At 39.3% G+C, this 24667-nt stretch carries 28 protein-coding genes; 16 read left to right on the top strand and 12 right to left on the bottom strand.

Translation table 11 applies throughout. The features are described from left to right. Window position 1: 1 nt before the first annotated feature. Window positions 2-952, bottom strand: a complete 951-nt coding sequence (gene ribF, locus QQK09_RS03155) for a bifunctional riboflavin kinase/FAD synthetase (RefSeq protein WP_284202664.1) — start codon at window positions 950-952, stop codon at window positions 2-4. A 59-nt stretch (window positions 953-1011) separates the two neighbouring features. After that, complete coding sequence (murJ, locus tag QQK09_RS03160; RefSeq protein ID WP_284202665.1) at window positions 1012-2592, bottom strand: murein biosynthesis integral membrane protein MurJ; 1581 nt, start codon at window positions 2590-2592, stop codon at window positions 1012-1014. 549 nt (window positions 2593-3141) lie between these two features. On the opposite strand from murJ, the gene rpsT reads away from it, so the two are divergent. After that, the gene (gene rpsT / locus QQK09_RS03165; protein ID WP_101108805.1) at window positions 3142-3402 is read left to right on the top strand and encodes a 30S ribosomal protein S20; all 261 of its coding nucleotides are present in this window, start codon (window positions 3142-3144) and stop codon (window positions 3400-3402) included. 98 nt (window positions 3403-3500) lie between these two features. On the opposite strand, the gene QQK09_RS03170 is transcribed toward rpsT, so the two are convergent. The 3 genes from QQK09_RS03170 to epmA are packed head-to-tail and all read right to left on the bottom strand — an operon-like array spanning window position 3501 to window position 5026. Then, on the bottom strand, window positions 3501-3761 hold the full coding sequence (locus tag QQK09_RS03170) for a DUF4404 family protein (protein WP_284202666.1): 261 nt from the start codon (window positions 3759-3761) through the stop codon (window positions 3501-3503). 57 nt (window positions 3762-3818) lie between these two features. Next, window positions 3819-4043 carry a hypothetical protein gene (locus QQK09_RS03175; protein ID WP_284202667.1) on the bottom strand — a complete coding sequence of 75 codons (225 nt, stop codon included), beginning with the start codon at window positions 4041-4043 and terminating at the stop codon, window positions 3819-3821. Between the two features lie 2 nt (window positions 4044-4045). Further along, window positions 4046-5026 (bottom strand): elongation factor P--(R)-beta-lysine ligase, encoded by a 981-nt coding sequence (epmA, locus tag QQK09_RS03180; protein WP_284202668.1) that lies wholly within the window; start codon window positions 5024-5026, stop codon window positions 4046-4048. A 163-nt stretch (window positions 5027-5189) separates the two neighbouring features. Between epmA and frdA the strand changes: the two genes are divergently transcribed. The 4 genes from frdA to frdD all read left to right on the top strand — a co-directional run bounded on the left by frdA (window position 5190) and on the right by frdD (window position 8567). After that, on the top strand, window positions 5190-6968 hold the full coding sequence (frdA, locus tag QQK09_RS03185; protein ID WP_284202669.1) for a fumarate reductase (quinol) flavoprotein subunit: 1779 nt from the start codon (window positions 5190-5192) through the stop codon (window positions 6966-6968). Continuing rightward, window positions 6968-7720, top strand: coding sequence for a succinate dehydrogenase/fumarate reductase iron-sulfur subunit (locus tag QQK09_RS03190; RefSeq protein ID WP_284202670.1), 753 nt, complete (start codon window positions 6968-6970; stop codon window positions 7718-7720). Before frdA ends, QQK09_RS03190 begins: the two co-directional genes overlap by 1 nt. 70 nt (window positions 7721-7790) lie before the next feature. Then, complete coding sequence (locus QQK09_RS03195) at window positions 7791-8180, top strand: fumarate reductase subunit C (RefSeq protein WP_284202671.1); 390 nt, start codon at window positions 7791-7793, stop codon at window positions 8178-8180. A 9-nt stretch (window positions 8181-8189) separates the two neighbouring features. Continuing rightward, the gene (gene frdD / locus QQK09_RS03200; protein ID WP_284202672.1) at window positions 8190-8567 is read left to right on the top strand and encodes a fumarate reductase subunit FrdD; all 378 of its coding nucleotides are present in this window, start codon (window positions 8190-8192) and stop codon (window positions 8565-8567) included. Between the two features lie 188 nt (window positions 8568-8755). Here the strand turns inward: frdD and efp are convergent, their stop codons facing one another. Next, complete coding sequence (gene efp, locus QQK09_RS03205; RefSeq protein ID WP_284202673.1) at window positions 8756-9325, bottom strand: elongation factor P; 570 nt, start codon at window positions 9323-9325, stop codon at window positions 8756-8758. A gap of 36 nt (window positions 9326-9361) precedes the next feature. Between efp and epmB the strand changes: the two genes are divergently transcribed. Then, a complete protein-coding gene (gene epmB, locus QQK09_RS03210) occupies window positions 9362-10369 on the top strand; it encodes an EF-P beta-lysylation protein EpmB (RefSeq protein WP_431312575.1) in 1008 nt (335 codons plus the stop codon). A gap of 46 nt (window positions 10370-10415) precedes the next feature. Next, window positions 10416-10730, top strand: coding sequence for a hypothetical protein (locus tag QQK09_RS03215; protein WP_284202675.1), 315 nt, complete (start codon window positions 10416-10418; stop codon window positions 10728-10730). 59 nt (window positions 10731-10789) lie between these two features. Here the strand turns inward: QQK09_RS03215 and QQK09_RS03220 are convergent, their stop codons facing one another. Continuing rightward, window positions 10790-11350, bottom strand: coding sequence for a rhomboid family intramembrane serine protease (locus tag QQK09_RS03220; protein ID WP_284202676.1), 561 nt, complete (start codon window positions 11348-11350; stop codon window positions 10790-10792). A gap of 60 nt (window positions 11351-11410) precedes the next feature. Here QQK09_RS03220 and QQK09_RS03225 point away from each other — a divergent pair, with 60 nt between their 5' ends. After that, a complete protein-coding gene (locus QQK09_RS03225; RefSeq protein ID WP_284202677.1) occupies window positions 11411-13132 on the top strand; it encodes a proline--tRNA ligase in 1722 nt (573 codons plus the stop codon). 71 nt (window positions 13133-13203) lie between these two features. Here QQK09_RS03225 and QQK09_RS03230 read toward each other — a convergent pair whose 3' ends face one another. Continuing rightward, complete coding sequence (locus QQK09_RS03230; protein ID WP_284202678.1) at window positions 13204-13434, bottom strand: hypothetical protein; 231 nt, start codon at window positions 13432-13434, stop codon at window positions 13204-13206. 83 nt (window positions 13435-13517) lie between these two features. Here QQK09_RS03230 and QQK09_RS03235 point away from each other — a divergent pair, with 83 nt between their 5' ends. The 3 genes from QQK09_RS03235 (at window position 13518) to QQK09_RS03245 (ending at window position 17129) form a co-directional block, all read left to right on the top strand. Next, window positions 13518-14609 carry an alpha/beta fold hydrolase gene (locus QQK09_RS03235; protein ID WP_284202679.1) on the top strand — a complete coding sequence of 364 codons (1092 nt, stop codon included), beginning with the start codon at window positions 13518-13520 and terminating at the stop codon, window positions 14607-14609. Further along, on the top strand, window positions 14597-15388 hold the full coding sequence (locus QQK09_RS03240; RefSeq protein ID WP_284202680.1) for a Cof-type HAD-IIB family hydrolase: 792 nt from the start codon (window positions 14597-14599) through the stop codon (window positions 15386-15388). Before QQK09_RS03235 ends, QQK09_RS03240 begins: the two co-directional genes overlap by 13 nt. A gap of 214 nt (window positions 15389-15602) precedes the next feature. Continuing rightward, on the top strand, window positions 15603-17129 hold the full coding sequence (locus QQK09_RS03245) for a hypothetical protein (protein WP_284202681.1): 1527 nt from the start codon (window positions 15603-15605) through the stop codon (window positions 17127-17129). A 55-nt stretch (window positions 17130-17184) separates the two neighbouring features. Here the strand turns inward: QQK09_RS03245 and dacB are convergent, their stop codons facing one another. Further along, on the bottom strand, window positions 17185-18642 hold the full coding sequence (gene dacB / locus QQK09_RS03250) for a D-alanyl-D-alanine carboxypeptidase/D-alanyl-D-alanine endopeptidase (protein ID WP_284202682.1): 1458 nt from the start codon (window positions 18640-18642) through the stop codon (window positions 17185-17187). Between the two features lie 115 nt (window positions 18643-18757). On the opposite strand from dacB, the gene pyrB reads away from it, so the two are divergent. From pyrB to rraA, 3 genes are all read left to right on the top strand, one after another. Beyond that, window positions 18758-19693 carry an aspartate carbamoyltransferase gene (gene pyrB, locus QQK09_RS03255; protein WP_284202683.1) on the top strand — a complete coding sequence of 312 codons (936 nt, stop codon included), beginning with the start codon at window positions 18758-18760 and terminating at the stop codon, window positions 19691-19693. A gap of 3 nt (window positions 19694-19696) precedes the next feature. Continuing rightward, window positions 19697-20155 carry an aspartate carbamoyltransferase regulatory subunit gene (pyrI, locus tag QQK09_RS03260; RefSeq protein WP_284202684.1) on the top strand — a complete coding sequence of 153 codons (459 nt, stop codon included), beginning with the start codon at window positions 19697-19699 and terminating at the stop codon, window positions 20153-20155. Window positions 20156-20235: 80 nt separating this feature from the next. Continuing rightward, complete coding sequence (gene rraA, locus QQK09_RS03265; protein WP_284202685.1) at window positions 20236-20739, top strand: ribonuclease E activity regulator RraA; 504 nt, start codon at window positions 20236-20238, stop codon at window positions 20737-20739. A gap of 91 nt (window positions 20740-20830) precedes the next feature. On the opposite strand, the gene QQK09_RS03270 is transcribed toward rraA, so the two are convergent. Next, on the bottom strand, window positions 20831-21061 hold the full coding sequence (locus tag QQK09_RS03270) for a cell division protein ZapB (protein ID WP_284202686.1): 231 nt from the start codon (window positions 21059-21061) through the stop codon (window positions 20831-20833). A 174-nt stretch (window positions 21062-21235) separates the two neighbouring features. Here QQK09_RS03270 and QQK09_RS03275 point away from each other — a divergent pair, with 174 nt between their 5' ends. After that, the gene (locus QQK09_RS03275) at window positions 21236-21442 is read left to right on the top strand and encodes a DUF1653 domain-containing protein (RefSeq protein ID WP_284202687.1); all 207 of its coding nucleotides are present in this window, start codon (window positions 21236-21238) and stop codon (window positions 21440-21442) included. A 26-nt stretch (window positions 21443-21468) separates the two neighbouring features. Here the strand turns inward: QQK09_RS03275 and cysE are convergent, their stop codons facing one another. Both cysE and QQK09_RS03285 read right to left on the bottom strand, forming a co-directional pair. Beyond that, complete coding sequence (gene cysE, locus QQK09_RS03280) at window positions 21469-22248, bottom strand: serine O-acetyltransferase (protein ID WP_284202688.1); 780 nt, start codon at window positions 22246-22248, stop codon at window positions 21469-21471. Beyond that, a complete protein-coding gene (locus QQK09_RS03285; protein ID WP_284202689.1) occupies window positions 22248-23198 on the bottom strand; it encodes a cation diffusion facilitator family transporter in 951 nt (316 codons plus the stop codon). Before QQK09_RS03285 ends, cysE begins: the two co-directional genes overlap by 1 nt. A 719-nt stretch (window positions 23199-23917) precedes the next feature. Between QQK09_RS03285 and QQK09_RS03290 the strand changes: the two genes are divergently transcribed. Then, entirely contained in the window at window positions 23918-24625 is a 708-nt protein-coding gene (locus QQK09_RS03290; RefSeq protein WP_284202690.1) for a response regulator, read from the top strand. Window positions 24626-24667 lie beyond the last annotated feature (42 nt).

Here is a 24667-nt window from a genome sequence, read left to right on the forward strand (position 1 = left end):
TTTAATTGTTAATTGTGTTGATGCTAGCGTTTTGATGCCATCGCTTAGCGTCTTCTATATCTTTATCGATCTGAACCTTTAACTCGGCAAAGGAATCAAACTTTACTTCACCGCGTAATTTTTTCTCTAATATCACTTCAAGTTGCGCTCCGTAGAGATCCCCCTCAAAGTTAAAAACATGTACTTCTAATTGCTGTCTTTCACCGTCAACGGTGGGGCGAGTACCAATATTAGCAACACCATGATAATTGTTATTATTAATGCCTTGAACAGTAACAACGAATACGCCGGAAACAGGTGATACACGGCGTTTTAAAAACAGATTCGCAGTTGGCACACCAATCGTGCGCCCTAGCTTACGACCATGACCAACTCGACCGGTAATACTGTATTTTCGCCCGAGCATGTTAGCGGCAGAGTCTAGTGCGCCCTGCGCTAATGCATCACGAATACGTGTGCTACTAATACGCTGCGATTGTTGTACGAGACTTTGTGTATCAACGACTTCAAAACCGTGCTTTTTACCCGCTTCTTTTAGAAGCTGAAAATCGCCCTTACGTTGGTAACCAAAATGGAAATCATCACCGATTACCAGAAACTTCACATTCAACTTATTAATCAATAACTCTTCAATAAAATCTTGAGCACTGATATTGGCAAATTGACGTGTAAATGAGACACACAACAAACGGTCTAATTTTAATTTTTCAAGTTGTACAAACTTGTCACGCAAACGACTTAACCGAGCAGGCGCATTATTGCCTAAAAACAACTCTTCTGGTTGCGGCTCAAAGGTCATCACCGTCGCAGGTACATTAAGACGCTTAGCTTCACTTAACAAACGCGATAAAACCGCATTATGCCCAAGATGAATACCATCAAAATTACCAATACTTAAAACACAACCTTGATGCTGTGCTTTAAGATTATGAATGCCACGCACTAGTTCCATTGTTCTACTTTTATAAACAGACGCAAAAAAGGGGATTATATAGCATAGTGGTCAACTTATCAGCTCTCATTTTTTGTCTTTTGGGCACTAATTTTAAAGTGCCTCATGCGTAAACCAATTAAGCCAGCGCAGACAAAATAGGTCGCAACACCCGTTGCGATCAATGCAAACAGCCTAGTCGCTGATTCAAATAGATTAAATTCAGCCCATTGTTGTAGCGTAGGGTTAAAATAAAGCATCACTGCAGACATCACTAAACCGGACGCGATAATGCGTAATAATACTGAGATAGTCTCTGGTTGCTTCCGGTAAACACCAGCTTTGTATAACCCCCCCCATAACATGCCGGCGTTTAACGTTGCTGATAATGAAGTCGCAATTGCAAGTCCGACATAACCAAAGGGAATGGCAAAAATAATATTCAAAACCATATTACTCACCATCGCAATGATGCCAAATTTAACCGGCGTTTTAGTATCTTGACGCGCGTAATAACCCGGAGCCAATATCTTCACCATCATAAAACTCAACAAACCAGAGCCATAAGCAAACAGACTCATCGACGCCATGCTGACATCATCAACACCAAATTCACCACGCATAAACAGTACGCGTAACATGGGCTCTGCGAGTACGATTAATCCAAGCATTGCAGGGAAGCCGAGCATGCAAACCATACGAATGCCCCAATCAATCGTTTTGGCAAAATGGTCATCTGACTTGCTAACATGTGATGAAGAAAGACTAGGTAAAATAACCGTCGCAATCGCAATACCAAATAGACCGAGTGGGAACTCTAACAAACGATCGGAATAATAGAGCCAACTGATCGATCCTGTTTGTAAGAAGCTGGCAATAAATGTATCGAGCAATAGATTAATCTGACTGACCGACACACCAAATAGTGCCGGAATCATCAAAGTGCGGATTTTAACTACGCCAGGATGATGCCAATCCCATTTAGGCTTCACTAACATGCCCTCTTTTGCCATAAATGGAAGTTGGAAAAAGAACTGAATAGCACCACCTAAGAAAACGCCAATTGCTAAACCAAATTCAGGCTGTGCTAACTGGGGGGAAACAAACAGTGCACAACTGATGATGGCAATATTTAAAAATACTGGCGTGAAAGCAGCGATCGCAAATTTTCCAAGGGTGTTTAAAATCGCACCAGAAAGCGCAGTAAAGGTAATAAACCAAAGATAGGGGAAGGTGATTTTTAACATATTTGACGCTAATTCAAACTTATACGCCTCTGCGCCGTCATGATACCACTCTAAAAACCAACCAAAACCAAACATCGCAGTCAATACGCCAGAGCCTAACACCCCTAAAATAGTGATCACCGTGACAATGGTTCCCAGAGTCCCCGACACCGCAGCGATTAACTGTTTGACTTCATTTGGAGACTTGGTTTTTTCATACTCAGTTAATACCGGTACGAAAGCCTGCGCGAAGGCACCTTCGGCAAATAAACGGCGTAAAAAATTGGGGATTTTATTAGCAAAAAAGAAAAGATCCGCTGATGCACCAGCACCGAGTAAATTTGCGACAACCACATCACGCACTAAACCTAGCACGCGAGATATCAGGGTCATCGCACTGACTATCATCCCTGATTTTAATAATTTTTTACTCACAGCAGCACTTCCTCGCTAAATTTGGAAGGTCATTTTATAGCGAAAGGCAGATAATACCAACTTCACTAATGAGATGATTAGTAAGCCTGCTTAAAAAAACAAAATAACATTGATAATATTGGCGAACTTGCTTCAAGTTAGCTGTTTTTTATACACAAAACATGAGCACTAACCAAATGTAACGGTGCTAATGTAAATAAGTAACAAAATTAATCGTAAAAGAACACGAATAAATTGACTGTAAATTTGCATCTAGCCACCGTAGAGTATAAAATGCGCGCAGTTTAACCACCTGTCAGGATTCATCGCAGTTTTTTCAGCGGTTAAAAACTACTTCTAAACTGTGACAACTTAGCACTAAGCGATTACGCTTAGTTGAAGGCAAAGGGCAGTTTAGTCGTCTCAAGCAAACATTATTCAATATTGAATGGGTTTAATGACGACGGAATGAGTAGTTAAAATAAGAAACCATTTGACAATACACATGTTACAAGGCATATTCCTCGACCTTTGATTATCCCTTGTATACAGAATTTAGGAGTTAAGGTCTTGGCTAATATCAAGTCTGCTAAAAAACGCGCTATTCAATCTGAAAAACGCCGTAAACATAACGCTAGCCGTCGTACAATGATGCGTACTTTCATCAAGAAAGTTGTTGTTGCTATCGAAGCTGGTAATAAAGAAGTTGCTGCTACTGAGTTTGTTACATTACAAGCTACTCTAGACAAATTCGCAACTAAAGGCTTAATTAGCAAAAACATGGTAGCTCGTAAGAAAAGCCGTCTTTCTGCTAAAATTAAAGCTCTTTAATATAAGCGGCTTTTATAGCCAATTATATTAGAGTTTTAAAAAGCTTAAAAAAACCGACTTTATGTCGGTTTTTTTGTATCTAAATTTTGAGCTTAAATCTAAATACCCATTCCCGATAACGCCGTCATTAAATCTTTAATCACTTTACCTACTAACGGATTACTCTCTTCAAACACTAATAACTGTTGAGTCAGTTTTTTATCACGAATTAACTGCGCAGGATCACGCGACAAAATAGCTTCTTGTAACTGATCATGCACCGCACGCAACTCTCCTGCTGTACATTCATCGGCAATAACATCATCATTAAGAATATCAGTGAGTTTTTGAACTTCAGATTTTACTTTAGTAATTGGCATAACGACCTCTACAATAGCAATGGGGTAATACTGCAATTGTAGTTCGCAAATAAAGAGTTATTTTTTGTTAGCTTTAAAAAGGTGATCTAAATAGCGACCTAAAGCTAAAAAACCAACAACAAACAGCAAGCTAATGACCATCAAACCGACTTTAAACCAGCTTTGTTGATCATAATATTCAGAAAAGAGCATCGATAAATAGATAGCCACCAGCCAATAAATAATTCGAATAGCGTAAGCCCACAATGAATAGGCCTTATCAGTTAGCCATAACTTAGCCATTATTATGCTCCTTTGATGGTGAAACTGACTACATCATCGATATGCGCTTGTTTAGTGGCAAGCATTATCAAGCGATCAATGCCTAATGCCACTCCAGCACAATCTGGTAGTGTATTTAATGATGCTACAAAACGGGTGTCGATTGGCATTTCGGGGAGGTTATTCTGCTTACGCAATACATTATCCTTTTTAAAGCGTTTCAGTTGCTCTTCGCTATCGCTAAGTTCATGAAAACCATTTGCTAACTCAATACCTTGGTAATACACCTCAAAACGCTCCGCAACACGAGAGTCTTCAGGGCTAATGCGAGCAAGTGCCGCTTGAGATGCAGGGAAATTATAAACAAAACAGGGGAAATCATTGGCAATCACGGGTTCAATCGCAAAACAAAACAGTAACTGTAATACCGTATCGTAATCAGTTTCATTGTCTAATACGTCACCCAAATTAAGCACACTACCGGATTGCTTCAACAGATCAAGTGAAGCAGATAACGGATCTACATCAAGTACCTGCATAAATGCCTGTTGATAAGTAATACGTTGCGCTGGCTGACAACGCAATACCAACTGTAAAAGCTGATCCATTTCATCCATTAACTGGAAATGATCAAAGCCTACTCGATACCACTCTAACAGCGTAAATTCTGGATTATGGTAACGCCCAGACTCCTCATTTCGAAATGCTTTTGCTATTTGAAAAATAGAGCCACTACCTGCTGATAACAGGCGCTTCATATGAAATTCTGGTGAGGTTTGGAGGTACAGTGGCACACCTAATGCTTCAGGTTTCAGGTCTGATATTTCAGGACCAATAAAATGGGTTTTAAAACAGAAAAGGTGCTGATCCGTCACTCCAGCTTGACTTAAAGAGGGCGTTTCCACCTCTAGTAACTCACGCGTAATAAAGAAGGTTCTTATTTGTTGGATAATGGTGGCACGTTTCTTTAATAGCTGTATGTCAGCATTTGGTAGCCAATTCATATTTTTTCCTCACTGTTGAAGAGAGGCAGTCTAACAAAAAATTGATTGAGGGTAATGAAAAGTGAACTAATAAAATACAATATTAAAAACCATACTATTCTCACGGATTTTTAAAAATCCATTGCTACACTGAGTACTTACCTTTTTTCGATAGGAGAGATGTGTGCAAATAATTAAAACTGATGTCGCCATTATTGGTGCGGGAGGCTCTGGCTTAAGAGCGGCCATTGAGATAGCAGAAAATCACCCTGAACTTGATATCGCACTTATCTCCAAAGTATACCCAATGCGCAGCCACACTGTTGCAGCAGAGGGTGGAGCGGCTGGTGTTGCACAGGATCATGATTCACTCGAAAACCATTTTAATGATACGGTTTCCGGTGGAGATTGGTTATGTGAACAAGACGTAGTCGAATATTTTGTAGAGAATGCAGCTAAACAATTAACCCAATTAGAACATTGGGGTTGTCCTTGGAGTCGTAAACCTGATGGCTCTATCAATGTGCGTGCTTTTGGTGGCATGAAAATAGAACGCACATGGTTTGCCGCAGACAAAAGCGGTTTTCATATCCTGCACACACTTTTTCAAACCTCAATTCAACACCCTAAAATCACTCGTTTTGATGAACACTTCTGCTTAGATTTAATTGTTGAAGATGGCAGTATTCAAGGTGTGATCATTTTAGATATTGCAGAAGGTGAAGCTAAACTTATCCAAGCTAAATCAGTGATCATGGCCACCGGTGGTGCAGGTCGTGTTTACAGCTACAACACCAATGGTGGAATTGTAACCGGTGACGGTATGTCTCTCGCATACCGCCATGGCGTAGCACTACGTGATATGGAGTTTGTTCAATATCACCCTACTGGTTTGCCAGGCAGCGGTATTTTAATGACCGAAGGCTGTCGTGGTGAAGGTGGTATTTTAGTTAACAAAGATGGCTATCGCTATTTGCAAGATTATGGTCTTGGACCTGAAGTGCCGGTTGGACAAACTAAAAACAAATATATGGAACTTGGGCCACGTGACAAACTCAGTCAGTGTTTCTGGCAAGAACAGCAAAAAGGTAACGTTATACAGGGTGAACGTGGTGATTATATCCATTTAGATCTTCGCCACTTAGGGGAAGAAAAAATCAATGAACGCCTACCCTTCATTCGAGAATTAGCCAAAGCCTATGTCGGAGTAGACCCGGTATACGAGCCAATTCCGGTAAGACCCACGGTACATTACACCATGGGTGGCATTGCTACTGATGCCAAAACAGCGACCTCTCTTTCCGGATTATACGCCATTGGTGAGTGTGCTTCCGTCGGCCTACATGGCGCTAATCGTTTAGGATCAAACTCACTAACAGAGCTTGCCGTATTCGGTCAGTTAGCGGGAGAGCAAGCGGCTGAACACGCCAAAACTATCAAGCATGGCAAAATTTCTCCCATTAAAAAACAAGCTGAAGCCATTATCAAACGTACAGAAGCGCTGCTACACAGTAATGGCACGGAAAAAATGGCTGATATTCGTCAAGAGATGGGCGATAGCATGGAGGAAGGGGTGGGTATTTACCGCACCAAAGAGTCGATGCAGCAAACTGTCGATAAATTAGCGGAGCTTAAACAGCGCTATAAAAACATTAACATTGAAGACAAATCGAGTGTATTTAACACTGAATTTTTATATGCGATAGAGCTAGGTTACTTACTCGATACCGCTGAAGCGATGGCACATAGTGCACTGTTGCGCGAAGAATCGCGTGGTTCGCACCAACGTATCGATGGTTTTGAAGCACGTGATGATGAGAAATTCCTTAAGCACTCACTCGCTTATTATCAGCAAGATAAAGCCCCTACCATCGCCTATAGCGATGTCACTATCACGAAGAGTCAACCTGCAGTACGTGCTTATGGCGCTGCTGGTGATAAATCTGCGCAGGAGAGTAAATAATGAATCAGAAAATTATTGAGATAGATATTCTGCGTTATCGCCCCGAGGAAGATGACCATCCCTTCACACAAACCTTTGATGTCCCTTATAGTGCTGATATGTCTATTTTAGAAGCGTTACAATATATCAAGGATCACCTCGACAGCAGCATTAGTTTTCGCTGGTCTTGCCGCATGGCTATTTGTGGTAGTTGTGGATTGATGGTGAATGGCGTGCCTAAATTAGGTTGTAAGGCATTTTTGCGCGATTACTTCCCAAAAAGAATTAGTTTAGAGCCACTCGCTAACTTTCCTATTGAACGAGACTTAGTGGTGGTAATGGATGATTTCATTAATAAACTGGAAGAGATCAAGCCCTATATTATTCCAGAAAAAAATGAAGCGGGTGATAAAAAATGTTTGAGCGAAGGCGCTTACAAGCAAACGCCTGAACAGATGGAAAAATACCGCCAGTTCTCTATGTGCATCAATTGCGGCTTATGTTACGCCGCTTGCCCGCAGTATGCGCTAGATAAGAAATTTATAGGACCCGCTGCCCTTACCCTGCTTGCTCGATATAACCGTGACAACCGTGATGCAGGTAGTGCTGAACGCATGAAAATAGTAAATCAAGAGGAAGGTGTTTGGGGCTGTACCTTTGTTGGCTACTGCTCGGTAGTTTGCCCAAAAGGCGTTGATCCTGCCGCCGCTATCCAGCTATTAAAAGTAGAAAGCAGTAAAGATTACTTAATTGGTATGTTTAAGCCTGAATAATTAGCCAGCTTGAGTTAGATACCTAAACAGAAGAGATATTTATAACGAATTAGCAATAAGGACGAATGCAATGAGTAAACGTAAACCTTATACACGAGAACTGCCGACTGACTGGTGGATGAAGCAACTTTTTTATACCAAATATATGCTGCGCGAAGGCAGCAGTGTATTGATCAGTATTTATAGCTTGATATTAGCTTGGGGTGTACTGAGATTAAGCCAAGGTGAAGTGGCATTTAATGGCTGGCTTGAAGCATTACAAAACCCTTTTGCAATTTTATTACATCTAATTGCTCTGGTTTTTGCACTCTACCACACCATCACCTGGTTCTCATTAGCGCCTAAAGCGGTTGATCTGTGGATAAAAGGAAAACGCCTTGATGACAAAGTGATTATCTCCGGGCATTACGCCGCGTTTATTGTCGCAACGGTTTTATGCTTATTAATTATCACGCTATAGGAGTGAATGATGACTGAACAAAAAGAGAAAAAGTATATTCGCTCACACGAACCTATTTTTTGGGGGCTGTTTGGTGCCGGTGGCATGCTCACCGCATTCTTAACACCAGTAATGATATTAATTACCGGTCTATTAATCCCACTGGGTATTATCGACAAGGGTAACTTTAATTATCAGACCCTACATAGCTTTGCGACCAGTTGGTACGGCGCTGCCATTGTATTAGTGTTAGTCGCCTTACCGTTATGGCATACCCTGCATCGTATATTCCATGCTTTGCATGATCTTGGTGTAAAACGTGGGCGAGATTGGCAACAAGTACTATGTTATGGATTCGCATTTGCAGTGAGTGTGTTTACTTTCACTATCTTGCTACAAATGTTTTGAAGTAGCGGTTAATGAAAATAAAATATAAAAGTGTCACCTGTGTGGCACTATTACTTTTAACACTTAGGCTCTGCAGAACGAATAACAACGAGCAATAAACATATACCACAGGGATAGATAATCTTTCTATTTATGACATAAAAAAACCCAGATAAACTGGGCTTTTTTAATAATAACGTTAGGTATTATTATTTTTTAACGCGGCCAACATACTCAGCACTACGTGTATCAACTTTTACTACTTCACCAATTTGGATAAACAGTGGCACACGAATAATTGCGCCCGTTGCTAATGTAGCAGGTTTACCGCCAGTACCAGCAGTATCGCCTTTCAGGCCAGGATCTGTATCTGTAACTTCAAGTTCAACGAAATTGGGCGGTGTTACCACGATTGGGTTGTCGTTCCACAGCGTGATCGTACAAGTATCTTGCTCAACTAACCATTTAGCCATATCGCCAACAGCTTTTGCTTCAGCCGCAACTTGCTCAAATGACTCGTTATTCATAAAGTGGAAAAACTCACCATCGCTGTATAGGTAAGCAAGTTCAATTTCCATTACGTCAGCAGCTTCAACAGACTCCCCTGACTTAAATGTTTTCTCTACTACTTTACCTGATAAAAGTTTACGGAATTTAACACGGTTAAATGCTTGGCCTTTACCTGGTTTTACTAATTCATTGTCAATAATTGCACAAGGCTCTTTATCGAGCATGAATTTTAGCCCACCTTTGAATTCACTGGTACTATATGTAGCCATAACAACCTCTTTATAAAATAATTTAAAATGACAGAAATAATTACCATGAATAATACCGATGTGGCGCCCTCTTGGCAAAAGGAACTGGCGAATGCAGTCAAAAATCCAGTGCAACTTTTACAATTATTAGCAATTGAACCAAAAACTGTTCCATTAAGTGAAGCTGCGCGTAAAAGCTTTGCCATGTTAGTGCCGATGCCCTTCATCAATAAAATGAAAAAGGGTGACCTTTCTGATCCGTTATTACTACAAGTATTGCCCGTTGAGAATGAAACAAGAGTTATTGAGGGTTATAGTTTAGACCCTCTAGGTGAACATCAAAATGGTATTCAGGGGCTATTACATAAATATAAAAGCCGCGTATTACTGATTTTGAAATCCGGCTGTGCAGTTAATTGTCGCTACTGTTTTCGTCGTCATTTTCCTTATCAAGATAACAATCTCAATAAACAGCAATTTAAAGAAATCTTAGATTACTTAAAGCAACACCCTGAAGTAAATGAGGTAATTTTAAGTGGTGGTGATCCACTAATGAGCAAAGATGACTTTTTACAATATATCGTCTCTGAGCTTGATAAATTGCCACAGTTAAAGCGTTTACGCATCCATACTCGCCTTCCGGTTGTTATTCCGCAACGAATTACCGAACAATTATGCTTGTTATTGCAACGTAGTCGCTTAAAAGTGGTGATGGTTTTACATATCAACCACGCCAATGAAATAGACGAATTGTTCACTAGCGCAATGCAAAAGCTTCATCAAGCGGGGATTCAGTTATTAAATCAAAGCGTATTACTTAAAGGCGTTAACGATAGTTGTGAAGCATTGGTTAACCTGAGCGAAGCTCTTTCACAGGCAAATATTTTACCCTATTACCTGTTTTTATTAGATAAAGTACAAGGTGCTCAGCATTTTGATTTACAAACAGAAAAAGCATTACAACTGATAAAACAGATAAGTGCAGAGCTGCCTGGCTACCTGGTCCCTAAGTTAAGCAGAGAAATTGCAGGAGAAAAGAGTAAAACACTAATAAATTCGCTATAATTTTAACGTTAACCTTAACCGGTATAATTACTAATTAGGAAGCCAGATGAGCAAAGAGACCGTATTAAAGCATTTACAAGAAAACGTTAAGATTATTTATCACAAAGCAGTAGATGCAGATAAACAGATTGAGATGCTGCGTGAACAGAAAAAAGCGGGATTTGCACAGATTTTTTCTGCTGATACCGCCTTTAAAAATCATTCAGATACTTTTTTACCTTACGTTGAAGAGTTAGCGGCAGATCTACAAGAAATTCAAACTGATGATGAAGAGCATTATAAAAAATTATTGCCAAACATTGTCGTTAAAATTGAATTACTGTTTAAAATGTTAACCACATTTAAAACCAATCTAAAATAGATTTAGGTCGTTAAGAGCGATGCCTAGCGCATTGCTCTAACAACCCGACTCCTCACCATTTACCAGCCTGATTTTTCTAATCTGGCAAAATAATAGCCGCTTACTGCACCAACAATGGCACCTAATAGGTGACTTTCAAAGGAAACGCCGGGTGTTGTCGGTAACACGCCAAAGACCAATCCACCATAAAATAACAACGTAGCGACAGAGATAACGATATGCAAAAACTGTCTGCGCACAATGCCATAAACAATCAAGTACCCCCAAAATGCATAAATAACCCCACTCATGCCAATGTGGACGCTGTTACCACGGGCAAATAACCACACTAAAAAACCGGTACTGAGCACATGAAGCATAAACAAAAGCCAAAAACGCTTTTGACTTTTTAAACCGATTAACCCGCCTAAAATAACAAAAGGCAAAAAGTTACTTAGTAAGTGCGACAAGCTACCGTGTAAAAAGGGAGCAAACACAATACCAGAAAGGTGCGATAATGAACGTGGCACAATGCCAAACTGGTTTAAGTTGATAGGTAATAGTGTATTTAATGCAAAAATCACTGTACAAATAAGCATTATAATAAGACTAACTTTGCCACTTTGTAGATACTGCTTCATTTCACTCTCTTTCTTATATAAAATTGCTTTTTATATTGCCCCGAAACCTTAAGGATTACCATGCGCACTACCAATTATTTACTTTCAACACAAAAAGAAGCACCGAGCGATGCAGTAATTGTGAGCCACCAGCTAATGTTACGCGCAGGTATGATCCGTAAATTAGCATCGGGTTTATACACTTGGTTACCGACAGGTTTACGCGTATTACGTAAAGTTGAAAACATTGTTCGTGAAGAGATGGAGCGAGCAGGTGTTGTAGAGATTTTAATGCCAGTAGTACAACCCGCTGACCTTTGGGTTGAAACAGGCCGTTGGGATAAATATGGTGGTGAGCTTTTACGTGTAAAAGATCGTCATACACGTGACTTTGTTTTAGGTCCTACACATGAAGAAGTTGTAACAGAACTAGTACGTAAAGAAGTGAACAGCTACAAGCAGTTACCACTTAATCTTTTTCAAATTCAAACTAAATTCCGCGACGAAACACGCCCACGCTTCGGTGTAATGCGCGCACGTGAATTTACCATGAAAGATGCTTACTCATTCCACCTTGAGCAAGAGTGTCTAGAAAAAACTTACCAAAATATGTACGCAGCTTACTGCCGTATCTTCGAACGTTTAGGTCTTGAATACCGCCCAGTTATTGCTGATACAGGCAGTATTGGTGGTGATGCTTCACATGAATTCCATGTACTAGCGCAAAGCGGTGAAGATGCAATCGTATTCTCAAATGAGAGCGATTACGCAGCGAATGTAGAGAAAGCTGAAGCATTAGCACCAACATTTGATCGTCCTGCAGCAACAGCTGAAGTAACAACGATCGATACACCAAATGTACACAGCATTGAAGAAGTGTGTGCAGCGCTTAATGTTGAAGCAACACAAGTCGTTAAAACATTATTGGTTGAAGGCTCATGTGAAGAAGGTGAAACAGCACCTGTTGTTGCACTAGTCTTACGTGGCGACCATAACCTCAACGAAATAAAAGCAGAAAATATCGAAGGTATTGCTAGCCCACTACTATTTGCTACCGAAGCACAAATTAAAGCGGCAGCGAACTGTGATGCAGGCTCTATCGGCCCTAAAGGATTAACAATTCGCACTATTGTAGATCGTAGCGCTGAAAAACTGGCTGACTTTATCTGTGGTGCAAACGAAACAGGTAAACACTTAGCGGGTGTTAACTGGGATCGTGATATCACTGATTATGAAGTTGCTGATATTCGTGATGTTGTTGAAGGTGATGCTAGTCCTTGTGGTCAAGGGACACTTTCGATTGCACGTGGTATCGAAGTGGGTCATATTTTCCAGTTAGGCACGACTTATTCTGAAGCGATGAAAGCGGCTGTATTAAACCAGCAAGGTAAAAACCAGACCTTAACAATGGGTTGTTACGGTATTGGTATCTCACGTATTGTTGCTGCAGCGATTGAGCAAAGCAATGATAAAAACGGTATCATCTGGAATGATACGCTAGCGCCATTCTCGGTTGTTATTGTACCGATGAATATGAAGAAATCGCATCGTGTTGCAGAACTTGCAGAGAAATACTACGCAGAGCTTCAAGCAGCAGGTATCGAAGTCTTACTTGACGATCGTAAAGAGCGCCCAGGTATCATGTTTGCTGATGCAGAGCTTATCGGCATGCCACACACTCTCGTTATTGGTGATCGTAGCATCGATAATGGCGTGATTGAGTATAAAGATCGCCAATCTGGTGAAAAACAAGAAGTTAAAATTGATGAAGTGATCGACTTCATCAAAGCAAAACTAGCTTAATCTAGGTACAGAGATAGCGACTTACCAAGTAAACAATTAAAGATAAACCACTGAATTTATAGTGGTTTATCTTATTCTTTTAAAGATTCCTCTAACAACAACTGAGCCTGTAGCTTTTTAATATAAGCTTCTTGAGAACTCAGATTAAAACTATCCTCAACTGACTGCCACTGTAATTTTTCATTTTCTAAGGTTAACGCATTTACCTGAGATTGCTGGAAAAAAGCGAAACTAATCATTACAATAAATAACAACACGATTATCAAAGCTGCATCATAATGCAGGGTAAACTTCTTTTTCACAAAAAAACCTCAAAAAAAATTAATAACTTACCATTTCAAGCTATTGTTATTAACATACTTAAACCTAACTGCTGAGATATTAAATGAAAGCTAAAAAGTATGCACTATTATTAACCTCTTTATTTTTATTTCACACAACCTGCAGCGCTGCGAATTCAGACATGATAAATAATCCATTTAATTTAAATACCGAATCAACACTCAGCAATAATTACAATGCTGATATTGATGCTTTTTGGCAGCAGTATGCGCAAGCAAATACCTTTCAAGGGATCGACGAAAAAAACATACATACCATTGCTATTACAACCGGAAATGATAAAGCAATTGTGATTAGCCAAGGTCGTAATGAGAGTGTTTTAAAGTATAAAGAGGTCGCCTATGACCTCAATTTAAAAGGTTACGACCTATTTCTTATCGATCATCGTGGGCAAGGCTTATCTGAGCGTTTTGGTGGAGACCAATACCGTGGGCACGTCATTCATTTTCAGGATTATGTTGATGACCTTAATCAATATGTTGATTCACTCGCATTAGAGAAAAACTATACACAACGCTATTTAGTATCCCATTCGATGGGAGGGGCGATTAGTGCTCTTTATTTAGAACAATATAAAACGCCTTTCCAAGGTGCTATTTTTTTCAGTCCAATGCTCTCTATCAATCTCGGTGGTTTACCCCCTTTTATTGCTAAAGCAGTAACCTATAGCAGTGCTGAAATCTGTAGTTGGTTTAGCGATAAAGCTTGTTATGTACCAGCTGGAGAAGGTTATACGAAACGTCCTTTTGAAGGTAATCAATTAACCCACAGTGAAAAGCGCTTTTACTCGAGTCAATATAGCTTTGAAAATATACCAGCTACGCAGCTTGGTGATGCAACAATGCGTTGGGTAGCGACGAGTATCAGCGCAACAGAGCAAGCAATTAAAGAAGCCAATAAAATTAATATCCCAATATTGCTTATTCAAGCAGGCGCTGACGAAGTTGTTACTAGCCAGGGACAAAAAGATTTTTTTGATAATATCAAGAATTGTAAAGATAGTCAGTTTTTAACCATTGATGGGGCAAAACATGAGATATTAATAGAAAGTGATAAGTACCGTATCACTGCACTTACTCATACCCTTCAATTTTTAATTTCAGTAGCACAAGGTAAACGAACATGTACAAAGTAGCTATTTCAGACCTTGACGGAACATTACTTGGACCTGATCACAAAGTTTCTGCACAAACGAAAAAAAGTATTCATAACTGGATAGAGAGTGGTCGTAAATTTGTTATTGCAACAGGCCGCCACCATATCGAAGCTAAGAGTTTACAAGATGAACTTGGCGAACCCATTTACCTCATCACATCAAATGGTGCACGTGTTCACAACAAAGCTGGTGAAATCATTCTAAAACAAAATTTACCCGCCTCTATTGCAACCGAAATTTGTAATATGAACTTTGATGAGAAGGTACAAATCAACCTTTTCACTGATGATCACTGGTACGCAAATTTTCGTGAACCAGACCTAGACGGTATGGGACTTGATGCAGGATTTACCTGTCAAGAAACCAACTTAAAAACACTCGATAAAAGTAATACGATTAAGATTTTCTTTTGTTGTGATGCTGAAACACTGCAGTCATTGTATGAACAATTAAAAGCTCATTTTGGCAATAGGATAAATCTCACCTTTTCGTTATCGATATGCTTAGAGGTCATGGACGCAAATACCAATAAAGGTACGGCTGTCGCTGCCGTATTAAAAGAAAAAGGGCTAACCAACGAAGATGCTATCGCCTTTGGTGATGGAATGAATGATGTTGAAATGTTAAACCTTGTTGGGAAACCGGTATTAATGGCTAACTCTCAAGTAGAGTTACGTAAAGCCCTACCAGAAGCCGAAGTGACGCTATCGGCGAAAGAACACGGCGTATCAGAAAAAATAAACCAATTATTAGGTTAATCCTCCCCCCTCATAACTTATCCGAACATCAATAAAACGTGCTTCTGCACCGAACAAAAAGCAAACGAATAAGTAATATGAGGGGAAAAACCCCTCGATAACAAGTAATTATTACATTTGTCAGATATATTTAATTGCTACAGGATGAAATATATGTAAGCGCTGTTATACTCAATGAGGCTACCAATTACTTTTATGGAACAAAGGTTTATTTATGCGTCTATCACTCTTGCTATTAACCACACCACTACTTATTACAGCATGTAGTGCTCCACCACCAATACCAGTCGAAGAAAAGCCGATACCTATCGTTACTAAAAAAAACTTTTCTCAAGTTTTAGAAAGTAACTTTCGAGGACAATATGTATTTGGTGATGGAAAAGGTTACTTTAAAGCCTGTGATACTAACCAAAAATTCTCTGTTGATTCAAGTTTTGTTGTCGATAAGATTTACCAAAAAATAGCCTCAACCCCATACACTCCTGTTTATGTTGAATTTGCTGGAGAAATATCTTTTAGCAGCACAGAGCAAAAAGATAATAATGTCATGATGCGCATAGACAGAATACATCACATGGCATTAGCTAAAGCCTCTTTACAGTGTGCTAAGCCTACAGATACTTTTTTATTCAGAGCAAGTGGCGATGATCCGCATTGGCGTATAAATATCGATAATGAAAAACTCTTCTTTTCAACTAAGGCAAGCAACCAAGCTTACGATGTGGAGAATTCTAACTTTAGAAGTACGCAAATAAACTACGTTTACGCGACCAATAAAAAAGGGCAAAAGCTTAAACTTTCCATTCAGCCAAGCCATTGTTATAACCCTAAGAATAATGAGTATTGGGGATATGTAACAAAAGTGAACAGCGTTTGGGGAGCATTTGATGGCTGTGGTGAACCTGGCTGGCCACTTAAGGATCAATCTATTATTGGCTATTATCTAAGTAGCAATAATAATACCACTACCAACTTAGCCCTTAATGAAAACTATACCGTTGAATATAGCGAAACGATTAATAATATAACCACCGTGAAAACGGGTTACTGGAAGACTAATTCACCGAAACACATTTCTGTAATACTATCTAAAGAAGCAGATAAAAACATTCGTCAAGAGCTGATATTAGAGCGACAAGGGCTATCGTTAAGCACCACAACAATAAACAACAACAATATTGTTGAAGTCATCGAAGGTGATGCCCTCGTGCTTAATAAAATGAATGCCAAGGAGGGAGATGAAACCGTTAAAGTTGATCACATAAATCGAGAATTCAGTGCACAGAATATCGTACCTGATAATGAAGTGGATATTGAAATCCAAGAAGCGGTTAATAACTACTTCAACATTCATCGTACCGATCCTAAAAACACAAAATTTAGCGCGGTAAAATATGATTTAAATGGCGATGGTGTTGATGAAGCAATTGTCTTACTTGACTGGTGCTCTAATAAAAATGGCTGTGAAATGCTTATTTTTGAAGGTCAGTCAGACGGATATCGTTTCTCAAGCCGTGTATCGCGTATCCATGCCCCAATAATCATTTCCACAGCCCAGCATTATTTCTGGCAAAGCTTACTTGTTCAAACTGGCTCAGAATGGTCACAACTCAATTTTGATGGGTTAAGCTACCCGATCCACACGCGAGACTTAAGCGCGGTGAGTAAACAAGATTATTCAACCGATGTTGCACTTTTCAGTGACGGAAAACCCACACAATGGTTCCCCATTAAAATGTAATCGTATCAATGCTAATACTAAAGAGGCCAGTGGCCTCTTTTTTTATACAAAAATACTATTTAGCGAGTGGAGTTCTTAAAATAGTTTCGAAGAACGCGTTTTCAAAAAGATACTTAGATGCCGCTTTATCACGTGCTAACTCAGAGGTTAAGGCTGATTGAGGCTCACTATAGCCATTGAGTGTCAACACAAATAGACGATCACCCTGCTCTGCTCTTACTACGCCTAATAGATTAGCAACGCCTTTCATCGATCCCGTTTTAGCAATCACTTTACCTTTAAATTGCTTCCCCCTGACACCACGATGATATTTTAGGGTGCCATCTACTCCAGCCACCGAAAAACTAGATAACAGGTCAAACTGCACATCATTATTATAGATAAACTGTAATACCGACATAAACAACTCTGCACTCATTAGGTTATGACGAGATAATCCCGAACCATCTGCTAAGTATGCATTTTCTAAGTCGACGCCTTGTTCAGAAAGAACGGCTTTAACCGCTTGTGCGCCATTTCTAAAATTTCCCGAACGCTGAAAGTAACTGCCACCGATAGTTTTAAACAGGCTATCCGCAATTAAGTTATCAGAATTTTTCATCATGATTGCAAGTAACTTATCTAACTTAGGGGATTGATAACTTGCTAATATTTGATTATCCCCCCCCTCATATTGTTTACTCTCCAAACGCACCTTTCCATTCAATTTGATGCCTAACCGGTGTAATTCATTATCGAGAATTTGTGCTACATAATGGAAGGGATCATTAACGGAAAAGGCCAATCCAAAAGCACGATCTCGGGGAACCACACACCCCCATAAGTGATAGCTATTTTGGCTGTTTCGCGTCACCTCTAAATCACAGAATTGTGCTACTCGCTGCTCTTTAGTGACCACATCGACATCGGCACTGATCGACACGGGTTCATAATCAGGAATAAACAAGGTCGCTTTTTTAGCCCCTTTACCCTTTATACTTAAATTACCCTGCACACAGTTTCTATTAACAATAATGGCGTTAGAGGGAGATGTATAACAGACACCTAAGTCATTCCACGCTTGACCATTACTCCACTGATAACCACTAAAGTGAGCATCATTAACGATAAAGTCTCCGGTTATCTCTGTTATTCCCTGTTGTTTCAACGAGACTAACATGGCGCGGATATCGGCACGTTTGAGCGTAGGATCACCCACAAAATTTAAACGAAGATCCCCCTCATAACGTCGTTGTTTTATTTGTTCTTGAGCGCCAAGTAAATTCGTCTGGTAATGGAAATCGCTACCTAAATGTAATTTTGCCGCCGTTGCTGTGAGCAGTTTTTGCATACTCGCAGGTGTACGTAATGTTTCTTGCTCATATTTAGCTAATATTGCTTCACTATTTGCATCGACCACCATGTAAGAAAACTGTGTTCCTTTAGGCAATAAAGCATGTAATACCGACCATTCATTCGCATAACTATTGGCGGAACAGAATAGACAAAAGGTGAGTAAAAACCGAGTTAACATTATCGACATTCCAAAAATAAGAGATTCTGCATCATAACCTCAATTTATCGCTAAAACACTTAAAGAATTAAGTTATAATAGAGCATCTTCACAGGTTAACCATGAGTCTAAAACAATGAATAACCCGCTATACCAACAGAACATTATCTCGATCGCTGACCTAACACGTAGCGACTTAGAACTTATCCTAGAAACTGCCCACTCACTCAAACAAACTCCTCAGCCAGAATTACTTAAAAATAAAGTTGTTGCGAGCTGTTTTTTTGAAGCGTCCACACGTACTCGTCTCTCTTTCGAGACGGCAGTGCAACGCTTAGGAGGCAGCATTATAGGTTTCGACAGTGGCGGCAATACCTCACTTGCTCAAAAAGGCGAAACACTTGCCGACTCTGTAAAAGTAATTAGCTCTTATGCGGATGCATTTTTTATGCGTCACCCACAAGAGGGCGCTGCACGCTTAGCCTCTGAGTTTACTGATATTCCGGTTATCAATGGTGGTGATGGTGCTAATCAACACCCAACTCAAACATTACTGGATCTGTTTACCATCTATGAAACACAGGGTACGTTAGACAACCTCAATATTGCCTTTGTAGGTGACCTAAAATATGGCCGCACCGTGCACTCTTTAGCACAAGCGTTATCTCGTTTTAACTGTAAACTCTTCTTTATTGCGCCAGAAGCACTAGCAATGCCTGATTATATTATTGAAGAGCTGAATGATAAAAGCATTGGTTACTCTGTTCATAGCAGCATTGAAGAGGTCATTGATTCACTAGACATTTTATACATGACACGTGTACAAAAAGAGCGCTTTGATGAAACAGAATACCAACATATCAAGTCAGCCTTTTTATTAGACGCGTCTATGTTAAACAATGTGCGTGATAACTTAAAAGTATTACACCCGCTACCACGTATTGATGAAATATCGACAGACGTTGATGAAACCCCTTATGCGTATTATTTTCAGCAAGCACAAAATGGTGTTTATGCACGCCAAGCATTATTAGCCCTGTTATTAACTAATCATTTCCAAGCAAAGGTTTAAATCATGAGCGACTACAAATTACAGGTTGAAGCAATTCAAAATGGCTCTGTTATTGATCATATTCCAGCCCACCGCGGACTAAAAATATTAAAATTTTTTAAACTTGCACAGGCGAATGAAAAAATAACAGTAGGTTTAAACCTCAACAAAACCAATGGTCAACAAAAGGATCTGATCAAGGTAGAAAATACCTTTATTAGCGATGAACAAGCTAATCAGTTAGCTCTTTTTGCTCCAGGGGCAACGATTAACCAAATTAAGAACTTTAAAGTGGTTAATAAATTTAAAGTACAGCTACCCGAAGCATTTGTTGGTGTACTTGCCTGCCCAAACAGCAACTGTATCAGTCATAATGAACCGGTAAACACGCAATTCTATGTCAATAATCGTACCGAATTGACACTAAAGTGTCATTATTGCGAAAAATCATTCAATCGTTCGTTTTTTAATGAGTTAGATTAGCTTTTGATTGAAATAGAATTGTAAATGAGTGCGTTACGTTTATACTAAAATCATTACTTACAACTACAGGTGGGCTACTCATGGATTATAATACCTCTTTGCTTTGCGACATTTATGCTGAAACTATCGATGTAGTTGAGCCCCTATTAACTAACTTTGGCGGACGTAGTTCATTTGCCGGTGAAGTAGTTACGATTAAGTGCTTTGAATCCGTTGGGCTTATCTATAAAACACTAGAAGAGAATGGTGCTGGCAAGGTATTACTCATTGATGGTGGAGGTTCGTTACGACGCGCACTGGTAAATGCTAATATTGCTGAATTTGCAGTTGAAAACAACTGGGAAGGTATCGTCGTAAACGGTTGTGTACGCGAAGTAGATGCACTTGAAGAGCTAGATATTGGTATCCAAGCTATTACCGCTATTCCTGTTGGCGCTGAAGACAATGAAGTGGGTGAGCTTAATGTACCGGTTAATTTTGCGGGCGTGAGCTTCTTACCTGAAGATATTCTTTATGCAGACAGCACGGGCATTATCATCTCACCTGAGCCATTAGCACTTGATGATTTAGAAGAGATCGAATAAAAATTTAAGTCAGTAGTAAACATACAAATAAAAAGCCCAATGAATTTAACGATTCATTGGGCTTTTTGTTATTCAAATCTAAGCTAAAAAACTACATTGTTTCTTCGACTTCTTCGATTTTTCCAACTAATGCACTTAAACGAGATTGCCACTGTTGATGCTCTTCAGTTAATTTACTGTTTGCAAATTGTAGCTCTTCTGTTGTTTTAGATAATGCTTCTTTATCTGATTTTAGCTCTTCAACTTCCATCTGTAATAAAGATATAGTATCTACTGCATTTTGAATTTTTTTCTCTAATTTTTCTAATAACTCTAATGTCATGAATTAACCCCTTGAAAATTTGCTGTCAATCCAGTGAGAATAAGCATTACAGCAGGCTTATTCAACCATTGTTTTTGATTTAGGAGAATAAAAGCCAATATGTTAGGATTTTAGGTAAATAATCAGAGCTCAAGACAAGCAGCACTTCATCTTCAAATTCAAAAAGGGAAAAATATGATCAAGCTTGGAAAATATCAGCACTATAAAGGCAGCTTTTATCGGGTAGAAGGTGTCGTAACGCACAGTGAAACAGAGGAAAAAATGGTGCTTTACCGACCTTTGTATGGCGAACAAGCACTTTGGGTAAGACCCTTTGATATGTTTCAAGAAACGGTAAATATAAACGGAGTTATAACACCCCGTTTTGCGTTTGTTGAATAACGACTCATTTTAGCTATTTAAGTAAATCAGATATTTTGCTCCATCGATAACGAAGGCATTTCGCATGAGGGGCGTCCGACGATTTTGGCCGGGACGCCGGCCACGGTAGTATGTGCAGGCACATGCTCTAATACCACGCTACCTGCGCCAATTTTTGCACCAGTCCCTATTTCTATATTACCAAGTACTTTGGCGCCAGCACCAATCATCACCCCTTCACGAATCTTAGGATGGCGATCACCACAGTCTTTGCCCGTACCACCAAGAGTAACACCTTGTAATATTGATACATTATCCTCAATCACAGCTGTTTCACCAACCACGACACCTGTTGCATGGTCAAACATAATACCTTTGCCAATACGCGCAGCAGGGTGTACATCGACCCCAAACAATTCTGAACTGCGATTCTGTAAATAAAGCGCTAACGGAACACGCTTTTCATTCCATAACCAATGTGCAACGCGGTATATTTGAATCGCATGAAAACCTTTTAAATATAAAAGCGGAATAGAAAAATGTTCAACCGCAGGATCTCGCTCCTGAACCGCAACAATATCTATCATTGCTGCATTAAGTATCCCGGGTGATTTTGTAAATGCTTCTTCAATGACTTCACGCACTAAAATTGCAGGCATAGTATGGCTATCTAAACGATTAGCTAATTGATAGCTTAATGCAGATTTAAAATTGCTATGGTTTAAAATAGTTGAATGAAAAAAACTTGCTAATATTGGCTCATTAGCCGAGCTTTCCCACGCTTCTTTGCGTATTTTATTCCATAATTCCTGTTGCTCAATATGCATTAACCGTCATCCTTTACGCTACTATCTAGCTTATTTGTATCATTAAATTTTATGTTCTCTGCCTCTACAACAGAGAGAGGATCTAAATGAATTAACACATCCGCATGCGGAAAATGTTTCTTTAATTCAACTTCTAAAATATCTGCTTTATTGTGGGCTTCAAATAAACTTTGATCATCATCCAACTCCAAATGTAGCTGTATAAATTTGGTATTACCTGACTGGCGAGTGCGTAAATCATGGGCTCCGCGAACACCTTCCACTTTATAAGCTGTTTTTAGAATTAACTCATGATCGGATTTTGGCAGTTGCTTATCCATGAGTGCATTGATCGATTGAACACCAATTTCCCATGCACCATATAAAATATAAAAACTCACAATAATTGCAAACAAGCCATCAGCCCAATACCAACCGATACCAGCCAATACCAAAGCAACTAAAACAGCCCCATTTAAGAACACATCAGTACGGTAATGAAGTGAATCTGCTTTAATTGCCATGCTGCCGGTTTTCTTCACGATATAAGTTTGAAAACTCACTAATGCAATCGTCACCACAACAGAAAATATCATCACGCCAACACCGAGGTTAGAAGCGGTTATTTGATTGCCATTTATTAAAGAAGAGATACCATTTAGCATTAATAATACTGAAGAGCCTGAGATAAAAGCGGCTTGAGCAAGGCCTGCTAAACTTTCTGCCTTCCCATGCCCAAAGCGATGGTCATCATCAGCGGGTTGCAGTGCAATTTTTATTGCAAAGAGGTTAATAATGGAGGTAGTTACATCCATTAATGAATCAGTTAATGCCGCTAAAATACTTGATGACCCCGTAGCAAACCAAGCAAACAATTTAACCAGGATCAATAAAGAAGCAGCAGCAATTGCAGCACGCCCCGCAAGCGTAACTAAACGAGAATATTCCTCTTTACTTATATTTTTTTGCAAAGAAACACCTTCAAAATATTATGTTATGAAGCAGTTATTATACACAACAGATAACCATTAGCCTTTATTTGTTATTGTTTTTATATTGCTATCCATGTTCACTTTTTATCTTTATCTATTAGCGAACTGAAGTGTCAATGAACAGTAAGTTTTTACTGAATACGATTCGTTGTTAGCGACACTACACGATTCTGACTTTACACTACAACATCAGTACCTTAGCCTAGTTGTAACAAATACATCGGCTTAATACGGCTACTTTAATACACTCATTCATTTACACTCCACCTTTTTCTTGATCACTTTTTTTGTTATTTGTGATGGGCATCTATATAATAACTTCATTTTTAGCTTGCTGTGCATGATTAGGTTTTCTGCTTAGGCATAGCCCCAAAAAGGCCTCTGTTAACACACAAAAACATAAGATACTGAAAATAAATGAAAAACAATATCAGTGGTCAGCTGTTTGATTAACTTCAACAGCAATGATGATGTTATTTTCAATCGTTTCTATACAAAATATTTTGCTATAAAAGCGCGTTGTGTAAATAAGTGTAAATGAGATAACAATAACCACAAAAAAAGTGTTTAATAGCCCCATCAAATAAAGATACATCACACCTCTTTGACTTCAAACGGACTTGATTTAGAGACGAATTTAATTTTGCCTCTCTGAAAGCATGTTGCTGCTTATACGAGAATGACGATAAGGCTTGACCATGAAAAATCTTCTCTTAATAGATGACGATAAAGAACTTGTATCACTGCTCGCTGAGTTCCTATCACTTGAAAACTTTAATATTGATACTGCACCAGATGGTGAAAATGGCTTACAAAAAGCATTAACAGGCAATTACGATTTAATCTTACTTGATGTAATGATGCCGCGTTTAAATGGCTTTGAAGTATTAAAGTTACTTCGTCAAAAAAGTGATACGCCAGTATTGATGTTAACGGCAAAAGGCGATGAGATCGATAAAGTACTTGGCCTTGAAATGGGTGCTGATGATTACTTAGCTAAACCGTTCAGTGAACGTGAATTACTTGCTCGTATCCGTGCTATTTTACGTCGTACTCAACATAAAAACTCAGAGTCTCCAAGTAAGCTGACGCATTTAGATATCGAACTATTTCCTGCTCAGCAACAAGCGGTCTGCCAAGATTTCACTATCGAACTAACGGGCACAGAGTTGTTATTATTAGAAAAATTTCTTGCTCATCCTGGCGAATTGTTCTCAAAAGCAGAGCTTAGTGAAGAAGTCCTTGGTAAAAAATTACAGCCATTCGATCGTAGTATCGACATGCATTTAAGTAATATTCGTCGTAAATTACCGACTCGACAAGATGGCCAAACACGCGTGAAGAACTTTAGAGGCCGTGGCTACATGTGGGTTGATGGCGAACTGAATTTATCCGCAGCGAGCTAATAGAAGCACACGATTTATGCCTATACTACTTCAAGCTGCACA

Origin of the sequence: Psychromonas marina (assembly GCF_030161115.1) — a bacterium.
Taxonomy (GTDB): domain Bacteria; phylum Pseudomonadota; class Gammaproteobacteria; order Enterobacterales; family Psychromonadaceae; genus Psychromonas; species Psychromonas marina.

Bases quoted from the DNA above. Each gene is read 5' to 3' on its own strand.
- QQK09_RS03270 (WP_284202686.1), bottom strand. From the start codon at position 21,061: ATGACATTAGAGTTATTAGAAAAATTAGAGAAAAAAATTCAAAATGCA.
- QQK09_RS03235 (WP_284202679.1), top strand. From the start codon at position 13,518: ATGAAAGCTAAAAAGTATGCACTATTATTAACCTCTTTATTTTTATTT.
- QQK09_RS03215 (WP_284202675.1), top strand. From the start codon at position 10,416: ATGAGCAAAGAGACCGTATTAAAGCATTTACAAGAAAACGTTAAGATT.
- epmA (WP_284202668.1), bottom strand. From the start codon at position 5,026: ATGAATTGGCTACCAAATGCTGACATACAGCTATTAAAGAAACGTGCC.
- rraA (WP_284202685.1), top strand. From the start codon at position 20,236: ATGGATTATAATACCTCTTTGCTTTGCGACATTTATGCTGAAACTATC.
- QQK09_RS03175 (WP_284202667.1), bottom strand. From the start codon at position 4,043: ATGGCTAAGTTATGGCTAACTGATAAGGCCTATTCATTGTGGGCTTAC.
- ribF (WP_284202664.1), bottom strand. From the start codon at position 952: ATGGAACTAGTGCGTGGCATTCATAATCTTAAAGCACAGCATCAAGGT.
- cysE (WP_284202688.1), bottom strand. From the start codon at position 22,248: ATGCATATTGAGCAACAGGAATTATGGAATAAAATACGCAAAGAAGCG.
- QQK09_RS03290 (WP_284202690.1), top strand. From the start codon at position 23,918: ATGAAAAATCTTCTCTTAATAGATGACGATAAAGAACTTGTATCACTG.
- pyrI (WP_284202684.1), top strand. From the start codon at position 19,697: ATGAGCGACTACAAATTACAGGTTGAAGCAATTCAAAATGGCTCTGTT.
- QQK09_RS03240 (WP_284202680.1), top strand. From the start codon at position 14,597: ATGTACAAAGTAGCTATTTCAGACCTTGACGGAACATTACTTGGACCT.
- QQK09_RS03275 (WP_284202687.1), top strand. From the start codon at position 21,236: ATGATCAAGCTTGGAAAATATCAGCACTATAAAGGCAGCTTTTATCGG.
- QQK09_RS03245 (WP_284202681.1), top strand. From the start codon at position 15,603: ATGCGTCTATCACTCTTGCTATTAACCACACCACTACTTATTACAGCA.
- efp (WP_284202673.1), bottom strand. From the start codon at position 9,325: ATGGCTACATATAGTACCAGTGAATTCAAAGGTGGGCTAAAATTCATG.
- QQK09_RS03225 (WP_284202677.1), top strand. From the start codon at position 11,411: ATGCGCACTACCAATTATTTACTTTCAACACAAAAAGAAGCACCGAGC.
- dacB (WP_284202682.1), bottom strand. From the start codon at position 18,642: ATGTTAACTCGGTTTTTACTCACCTTTTGTCTATTCTGTTCCGCCAAT.
- QQK09_RS03170 (WP_284202666.1), bottom strand. From the start codon at position 3,761: ATGCCAATTACTAAAGTAAAATCTGAAGTTCAAAAACTCACTGATATT.
- QQK09_RS03220 (WP_284202676.1), bottom strand. From the start codon at position 11,350: ATGAAGCAGTATCTACAAAGTGGCAAAGTTAGTCTTATTATAATGCTT.
- pyrB (WP_284202683.1), top strand. From the start codon at position 18,758: ATGAATAACCCGCTATACCAACAGAACATTATCTCGATCGCTGACCTA.
- QQK09_RS03190 (WP_284202670.1), top strand. From the start codon at position 6,968: ATGAATCAGAAAATTATTGAGATAGATATTCTGCGTTATCGCCCCGAG.
- QQK09_RS03195 (WP_284202671.1), top strand. From the start codon at position 7,791: ATGAGTAAACGTAAACCTTATACACGAGAACTGCCGACTGACTGGTGG.
- frdD (WP_284202672.1), top strand. From the start codon at position 8,190: ATGACTGAACAAAAAGAGAAAAAGTATATTCGCTCACACGAACCTATT.